This window comes from Snodgrassella sp. ESL0253, assembly GCF_013344965.1.
Taxonomy (GTDB): domain Bacteria; phylum Pseudomonadota; class Gammaproteobacteria; order Burkholderiales; family Neisseriaceae; genus Snodgrassella; species Snodgrassella alvi_B.
This window is the reverse complement of sequence record NZ_JAAEDQ010000010.1, coordinates 96,424-104,169: the sequence shown is the minus strand read 5'-3', so window position 1 is coordinate 104,169 and position 7,746 is coordinate 96,424. Positions and strand designations below refer to the sequence as shown.

The window sequence follows — 7,746 nt, the reverse complement described above, 5'->3', positions numbered from 1 at the left end:
GTCAGGTTTAGAAGGTTCGTCAGGTTTAGAAGGTTCGTCAGGTTTAGAAGGTTCGTCAGGTTTAGAAGGTTCGTCAGGTTTAGAAGGTTCGTCAGGTTTAGAAGGTTCGTCAGGTTTAGAAGGTTCGTCGGGTTTAGAAGGTTCGTCGGGTTTAGAAGGCTCGTCGGGTTTAGAAGGCTCGTCGGGTTTAGAAGGCTCGTCGGGTTTAGAAGGTTCGTCAGGTTTAGAAGGCTTTACTGGCAGAGGTAATTCTGGTTTTGGTGATGGTATAGATGGTGTACCTTCGGCATCACTTCCTCCTAATTTGCCACCCGTGTTTGTAGCATGCACATGTAAATGACCCCTATGTTCATTACAGGCAGTCAATGCTATTGAAACGGCAATAACTAATGATTTAAGCATCAACTTAGAATATTTCATACTAATTATATCCTTGATTTCAAATAATTATTTGAAATTAATAAAAAATCTTTAAATAAAATATCATATTTTAATGAATTGTAACTTTTAAGTTTTTTCTATAATTTTCTTCCTTTTAGGTATTCATATGTTATTAATGTTAACATATATATTCTTTTATTTACAAATTAGGCAAAATTTTATTAATTAATAATAAAAATAATACAAACAGCAATATAAAAAATAAAGTTATAGGATGAAATCGGCATGAAATTACAATTGTGATAATTATGATCAATTTCTGCCCCAGTTAATTAAGCTGATTCGATTCAGGATTAATAGCAGCTTGCTCTTGCGTTAATTGGCGCTACTACCAAGGATATTTGTTTTATCAAGCTATGCGTTTGTTTCATTCTTCACTAAGGTATTTTGCTGAACAGGATAGGGGGTGTTCCTGAGCTGTCAGGAAAATGCGCAGCTTTTCGGGCATTCAGCGAAATTTGGCTATGGTAGTGGGTACAAGCTGGTTTTGTTGCTGATATTGCTGTACTTTTGTCAGCCAGGTGTTGATGCGCGCCTGAATAGCGGCCTCGCGGCAGCATCGCGTACGGAGTTGCTGCCGTATTTGTCCATGCGTTTGAGCATGGCTTTGCAGGTACACGGACAGGTGCGGCCATTGCTGCCACTGAGTGGCGCTGGTATAGCCGGAATAAATCAGGCTGTTGAGATGCTGGCATAAAAGCAGGGTTAATGGATGTTTGTCCAGGTGGCTGTTTACTTCGGCATAGGCCTGTGTAGTTTGCACGGTGTAACGGTGGACGGCTTCTTTTACCGCTGGCCGACGGCTGTATGCTTGCTTGAACTGTTGTGACAGGATATTGAGGTTGTGCCCGCTGGCCAGTTCTGCGCTGCTATCATTAATTACTTGGATGGTGAGATAGCAATATGCTGGCAATTGTTGTGTGCGCTAGTGTTCGATATCTTTCTGGCTGAGCAGATGATGTTGCCAGCTTGGCAGGCAATGGGGTGTACAAGCTGGGACAGCAGTGGGGCATTGATATCGGGCTTGGCGCTGAGAAAAGTGGTGATGAAATTGGGTACAGGTACGCAGATGCGCCGGATTTGTTTGGGCAGGGCTTTGATGAGTAGTTGCAGTTTTTCGCGAGTCATGCCGCACGAGACATCTAAGCCGTGTCGTGCTGATGTAGTTGGCAGGGGACTGCTACGTTAACACCATTAAGCAGATAATAAAGTTCAATGAGATTAGGATTGGCTATGTTAAATCGTTAATTTTTTAAGCTGATATGGTGCTATCGGTTATCAATTCCAGCCTGACTGATTAGGGAAATCAGCGGATTTTTTGATATATGGTTTTTAGAATTGGTACAAAAAAAGAACCCGCCATTAAAATTTATAAGTCTGAATAGGAGAGAAAATCGACATATCCAATGGCGGGGCAGGAAAATAAATAGCTTAGATACTCAATTAATAATATTAACAAATAATTTTATTTTTTTATACAAATATTTTAATAATTTAACCTAAAATGCATCTTCTTTTTAATATATATTTGATTTTTTTAATATTTATACTTGTGTAATCAGAATATAGGGGGTATAACAATAAAATACTGCATACAGATTAGTAACTTCAGATAATTTTTTTTGTCTGTTTCGTAAGTTTAAATTTAGGAGACAGAAACTGATAGGCGTGTAGACATGATGACAGTGATGCTGCTATGAATTAAAAGTGGTGAGCTGAATAAATTGAATAAGGCAGGTGAAGGAATTTACTATCCAGGGCTTAGGCAGTATTTGGAGTATTTTATGTATATATTATGTCTGTGTGCTGCCTGAGCAGTCTTCTTGCTGCAAAGTGACAAGATTGGATAGGTGATGACTGATTTTTACACTCAAAATATTAATGAGTGATTATTAACATAATATGCTGACTATAAATTAAAAGCTAAGTTTTGATGCTATTTCATGGTTTTAACATATGTTAATATTTTAAAACAAATTATGCATTTTAATTTATTTTGGCTATACTAGATAAGTATATTTTATTTTTTGTTTGGAATTGTGATTTTATGGCTATTTTGGCTGGAACGAAGACGATTAAGAAAGTAGCCAGAGAACACAGAAAAAGTATTTTGGCATTCAGTACCGGTAAGAATGCGGTTGCTGCTTATCTGGCCATTAAGGATAGTTTTACCCATGTTTATCCTTATTATTTGTATCTGGTGCCAGAGCTGGAGTTTGTGGAAGAACAGCTTGATTTGTATGAGCGGCAGTTTGGTTTCAGGATTACCCGTTTGCCGCACCCTGCGCTGTATCAGATGCTCAAAGCGCATGTTTTTCAGCCATTATGTAATGTAGCGGTGATTGATGAAGCGAAACTGGTGGATTTTGATTATGCCGATATTCGTAAGGTAATGTGTGGGATGTTTGATTTACCGCTGAATACACCGGTAGCGAATGGCACGAGGGTGGAAAAAAATCCGAAGCAGCGAGTGAGTATGTTGCGGCACGGTTCGATTGTGAAGAGTCAATGTCAATATTATCCGGTATGGGACTGGAAAAAGTCTGATTTGCTACATTGTTTTACGCAGCATAATGTCAGGCTTGGAAGTGATTACAAGGTATTTGGCTGTTCTTTTGATAGCCTGGATTTGCGTTTCCTGTTGCCTATCAGGCAGTTTTATCCGCGTGATTATCAGAAGATTCTGGAGTTTTTTCCACTGTGTGAACTGGAAATTTATCGTTGGGAGTGTGCTCATGGAAAAGGATAAAAGCGTTGTGGAGACTGAAATGTCTGCGCAGCCTGATTTGGACAGCAATGTACGGAATGTTTCTGAACCGGGGTCTTTCTTGGAATGTTCTGCGCGTGCTGGCAGCAGTGCGGATACGGAGGCACTAATGCAGCTTGGGGAACTGAAGCAGGGATTTGAGCGAGCCAGACAGATGCCCAGACAGCTACGTCAGCGGGTAATGGATAGTGAATATTGGTGTACAGTCTGTTTTCAGACACATGAGCAGCTGATGGCTTTTCTTAATGCGGTGGCCATACTTCCTTATGAAAACAAGTATATTGACGGGCAGTTGATGGCGCAGAAACTGGGGATTGAGTTGCCGCCGGCAGAGGTGAGATTTCGATTGTCTAATTATGTGGATAAGGATTTTCAGAAGCTGGTCGATAATTAAGAGGCTGGCCTGTAGTGGCAGACTGAATAAAATGACCGCCCTGTTCTGGTGAACGGGGCGGTTATTTTATGTGGATTTTACAGGGCTGTGCGTTTGTCCCATTCTTTGCTCAGGCGTTTGGCGGAAACGGGATAAGGGGTTTTGAGTTCCTGTGCAAACAGGGAAACGCGCAGCTCTTCGAGCATCCAGCGAAATTCGGCTATGGCAGTGGGTACAGGCTGGTTTTGTTGCTGATATTGCTGTACTTTTGTTTGCCATGTGTCGGTGAGTACCTGAATATCAGCCTCGCGGGCTGCATCACGTGCGGGGTTGCTGCCGTATTTGTCCATACGTTTGAGCATGGCTTGCAGGTACACGGGTAGGCGTGGCCATTGCTGCCAAGGGATGGCACTGGCAAAGCCGGGATAAATCAGGCTGTTGAGGTGTTGGCGCAAAAGCTGGGTTAATGGGTGTTTCCCTAGATGACTGTTGACTTCGGCATAGGCCTGTGCGGTTTGCAGGGCATATTGGTTGACGGCTTCTTTTACCGCTGGCAGACGGCTGCGCGCTCGCTTGAGCTGCTCCTTAAAGGATTTTTCGTCACGTGGCAGTTCATCTTCGCCTATCAGGGCACGGTCAAGAACAGCATGAGTAAGGTCTTCACGCAGGTTGTCAGTGCCAAGGTGTTTGAGCAGCATGGCGATTTGGGTGAAATCTGGCAGGCCTTTGTTGAGGTCTTTAACCTGTTCTTTCAGGTGCAGGCTCATGAGGGCGAGTACGCCGCTGCGATGTGCCTGTTCGGCGGCAGCCGCGGTATCAAACAGGCGTAAGGCGATGCTGCCGTTTTTTTGCTGTTGCAGGCCAAGATAGCCGGTGAGTTGTTGCTCGGCGCGGGCAAATTTGATGCTTTCTGGCAGTTTGCCGATATCCCAGCTGGTGATGTTGTCGCGTTCAAATTCGTTGCTGTTGTCGCGGAAGGTTACCGCAGCCGCTTGTCCGAGCTGTTGTTGCAGTACATTGAGGTCGCGCCCGCTGGCCAGCTCTGCGCCGCTGTCATCTATTACTTGAATGTTGAAATAACAATGCGCTGGTAATTGTTGTGTGCGCCAGTATTCGATGTCTATCTGGCTGAGCAGGCGCATGTCGCCAGCTTGTCGGGCAATGGCGTGTGCTAACTGGGGCAGCAGCGGGGCATTGATGTCGGGATTGCTGCTGAGAAAGGCGGTGATGAAGTCGGGTACGGGTACGCAGATGCGCCGGATTTGTTTGGGCAGGGCTTTGATGAGTAATTGCAGTTTTTCGCGAATCATGCCGGGCACGAGCCACTCAAGCCGAGCGGCACTGATACGGTTGAGCAGAGGCAAAGGGACAGCTACGGTAACGCCATCCAGCGGGTGATGGGGTTCGAAACGGTAGCTGAGGGCACAGCGGCCGTCTTTGGTGTCGAGGTATTCGGGAAACTGACTTTCGGTGACGTTGCTGGCTGCATGTTGCATCAGGTCGTCACGGCTCAGATACAGCAGCTTGGGATTTTCGGCTTCAGCCTGTTTGCGCCATGTTTCAAAGGTACGGATATCGGCCAGTGGCAGGTGGCGATCTTTGCTTTCTACACTGGCTGGCAGACGCTGGTCGTAGAAGCTGAACAGGGCTTCTTCGTCTACCAGTACATCCTGCCGGCGAGATTTGTGTTCCAGCTCGGTGATTTCTTCTATCAGTTTCTGGTTATGCTGGAAAAAAGCTGCTTTGAGGCTGCATTCCTGTGCTACCAGTGCGCCGCGGATGAAGATTTCACGGGCTTCTTTTGGGTTGATGTGCCCATAGGTGACTGGTCGGCGGGGCATAACAGTGAGGCCGTACAGGGTAATGCGTTCGCTGGCCACAACTTCGCCGCGTTTCTGTTCCCAGTGTGGTTCGAAGTAGTGATGGCGCAAAAGATGAGGGACTTCGCTTTCAATCCATTCCGGTTCGATTTTGCCAACATCGCGCGCATACAGTCGGGTAGTTTCGGTAAGCTCGGCAGCAATCACCCATTTAGGCTTGCTTTTAAACAATGCAGAGGCGGGAAACAGATGAAAATGGATGCCACGTGCTCCGGTGTAGTCGTGTCCTTCGGGGCTTTTCAGGCCAACATTGGTTATCAGTCCGGTGAGCAGAGCGCGGTGAATCTGTTCGTAGCTGGCTTCTTTGGCCTGTTGCCGGTTCTGGCGCTGCTGGCGGCGGGCAATTTGCTGCTGTTTGAGTCTGGCGGATAAATCCTGATCGTCGCTATTGCTGCCTGCTGGCTGGGTGGTGGTGTTGTCGGGAATTTGCCGGTAGGCGCTGGCTTTATCGGTAAGCCCCATATCGATGGCAATCTGTGCCAGTTGGTGATGCAGTTCACGCCACTCGCGCATGCGCAGGTGAGAGAGGAAGTATTGATGACACCACTGTATCATCTGCCGGTTGGATAAACCTTTATCGCGTTCACGCTGATAAGAATCCCAGATGTTGAGGTAGGCAAGAAAGTCAGATTGCTTGTCGTTGAAGCGTTCGTGCGCTTTGGCTGCAGCCTCGCGCACTTCCAGTGGTCGTTCGCGCGGATCCTGAATCGACAGGGCTGCTACGATTACCAGCATTTCGGCAACGCATTGCAGGCGTTTGCCGGCCAGCAGCATGCGGCTGATGCGTGGATCCAGCGGCAGGCGCGCCATTTGTTCGCCCAGTTTGCTGAGCTGGTTGTGCTCGTCTACCGCACCAAGTTCGAGCAGAATTTGATAGCCATCGTTGATGTAGCGCTGTTCGGGAGCCTGTAGAAAGGGAAAGGCGTTCACATCGCCCAGTTTGAGGCTAATCATGCGCAGGATAACGGCGGCAAGATTGCTGCGGATGATTTCCGGGTCGGTAAAGGCAGGGCGCTGGTTGAAATCCTGTTCGCTATACAGGCGGATACAGATACCAGCGGCAACACGGCCGCAACGGCCGGCACGCTGGCGTGCAGCGGCTTGGCTGATGGGCTCGATATGCAATTGCTCTACTTTGGCGCGGGCAGAATAGCGTTTTACCCGAGCCAGACCGGTATCGATAACATAGCGGATGCCGGGTACGGTAAGGGAGGTTTCAGCAACGTTGGTGGCCAGTACGATGCGCCGCTGGTGGCCACTCGGATGAAAGATTTTATGCTGTTCGGCAGCAGACAGGCGCGCGAACAGGGGCAGGATTTCGTCGTTACGGCGCAGCGGTGATTGCTGTAATGCATGTGCAGCTTCGCGGATTTCACGTTCGCCGGGCAGGAAAATCAGGATGTCACCATTGCCTTCACGTGCCAGTTCGTCGGCAGCATCGACGATGGCGTCGTTGATTTCTATTTCGGCTTCGTCTGCGTCGGTGCTGTGCAGGGGGCGATAACGAATTGCTACCGGATAGGTGCGGCCGGATACTTCGATGACAGGAGCGGGTATGCCGTGCAGGGTGAAGTGCTGGCTGAAGCGTTCGGCATCGATGGTGGCAGAGGTAATGATGACTTTCAGGTCGGGACGCCGTGGTAAAAGCTGTTTGAGATAACCCAGCAAAAAGTCGATGTTCAGGCTGCGTTCATGCGCTTCGTCGATGATGATGGTGTCGTAGGCGCTGAGAAAGCGATCGGTCTGGCTTTCGGCCAGCAGGATACCGTCGGTCATCAGCTTGATATAGCTTTCGGGTGCGGTTTTGTCGTTAAAGCGTACTTTATAGCCTACGTTCTGGCCAATCTGGCTATGCAGTTCTTCGGCGATACGTTCGGCTACAGAGCGTGCTGCCAGCCGTCGTGGCTGGGTGTGGCCAATCAGTCCGGCCACGCCGCGCCCAAGTTCGAGGCAGATTTTCGGCAACTGGGTGGTTTTACCTGATCCGGTTTCGCCGCAGACGATAACTATCTGATGCTGGCTGATGGCCTGTTTGATTTCTGCGCGTTTTTCATGTACGGGCAGGGTATTGTCGTATTCGGGTATGGGTAGTTTGGCCAGTCGTTGCAGATAGGCCTGATGGGAGCGCTGGTAACGGCTGTTTACTTTTTCTTCACCGCCGTAACGGGCAGGATTTTTACAGGCTCGTTGCAGGTAAAAGCGGTCTTTGCTCAGGATTTGATTAAGTTCGTATGCAGGCATGGCACAGATATTGCCGAAAAATGATTGGATATGCTTATTATAAC

At 47.7% G+C, this 7,746-nt stretch carries 5 protein-coding genes and 1 pseudogene; 2 read left to right on the top strand and 4 right to left on the bottom strand.

Annotated features, from left to right (window positions below; all coding sequences use genetic code 11):
- From GYX26_RS11460 to GYX26_RS09055, 3 genes and pseudogenes are all read right to left on the bottom strand, one after another.
- A pseudogene (locus tag GYX26_RS11460) lies at positions 1-420 on the bottom strand (hypothetical protein); the annotation flags it as partial.
- 469 nt (positions 421-889) lie between these two features.
- Positions 890-1,354, bottom strand: coding sequence for a DUF3418 domain-containing protein (locus GYX26_RS09060; RefSeq protein ID WP_174828971.1), 465 nt, complete (start codon positions 1,352-1,354; stop codon positions 890-892).
- Positions 1,321-1,569, bottom strand: a complete 249-nt coding sequence (locus GYX26_RS09055) for a DUF3418 domain-containing protein (protein ID WP_174828970.1) — start codon at positions 1,567-1,569, stop codon at positions 1,321-1,323. Before GYX26_RS09055 ends, GYX26_RS09060 begins: the two co-directional genes overlap by 34 nt.
- Before the next feature lie 919 nt (positions 1,570-2,488).
- Here GYX26_RS09055 and GYX26_RS09050 point away from each other — a divergent pair.
- Both GYX26_RS09050 and GYX26_RS09045 read left to right on the top strand, forming a co-directional pair.
- Positions 2,489-3,190, top strand: a complete 702-nt coding sequence (locus GYX26_RS09050) for a phosphoadenosine phosphosulfate reductase (RefSeq protein ID WP_100090541.1) — start codon at positions 2,489-2,491, stop codon at positions 3,188-3,190.
- Positions 3,177-3,602, top strand: a complete 426-nt coding sequence (locus GYX26_RS09045; protein ID WP_174828969.1) for a hypothetical protein — start codon at positions 3,177-3,179, stop codon at positions 3,600-3,602. The genes GYX26_RS09050 and GYX26_RS09045 overlap by 14 nt, the downstream gene beginning before the upstream one ends.
- A 77-nt stretch (positions 3,603-3,679) precedes the next feature.
- Here the strand turns inward: GYX26_RS09045 and hrpA are convergent, their stop codons facing one another.
- Complete coding sequence (hrpA, locus tag GYX26_RS09040) at positions 3,680-7,702, bottom strand: ATP-dependent RNA helicase HrpA (RefSeq protein WP_174828968.1); 4,023 nt, start codon at positions 7,700-7,702, stop codon at positions 3,680-3,682.
- Positions 7,703-7,746 lie beyond the last annotated feature (44 nt).

Bases quoted from the DNA above. Each gene is read 5' to 3' on its own strand.
- GYX26_RS09055 (WP_174828970.1), bottom strand. From the start codon at position 1,569: ATGACTCGCGAAAAACTGCAACTACTCATCAAAGCCCTGCCCAAACAA.
- GYX26_RS09050 (WP_100090541.1), top strand. From the start codon at position 2,489: ATGGCTATTTTGGCTGGAACGAAGACGATTAAGAAAGTAGCCAGAGAA.
- GYX26_RS09045 (WP_174828969.1), top strand. From the start codon at position 3,177: ATGGAAAAGGATAAAAGCGTTGTGGAGACTGAAATGTCTGCGCAGCCT.
- hrpA (WP_174828968.1), bottom strand. From the start codon at position 7,702: ATGCCTGCATACGAACTTAATCAAATCCTGAGCAAAGACCGCTTTTAC.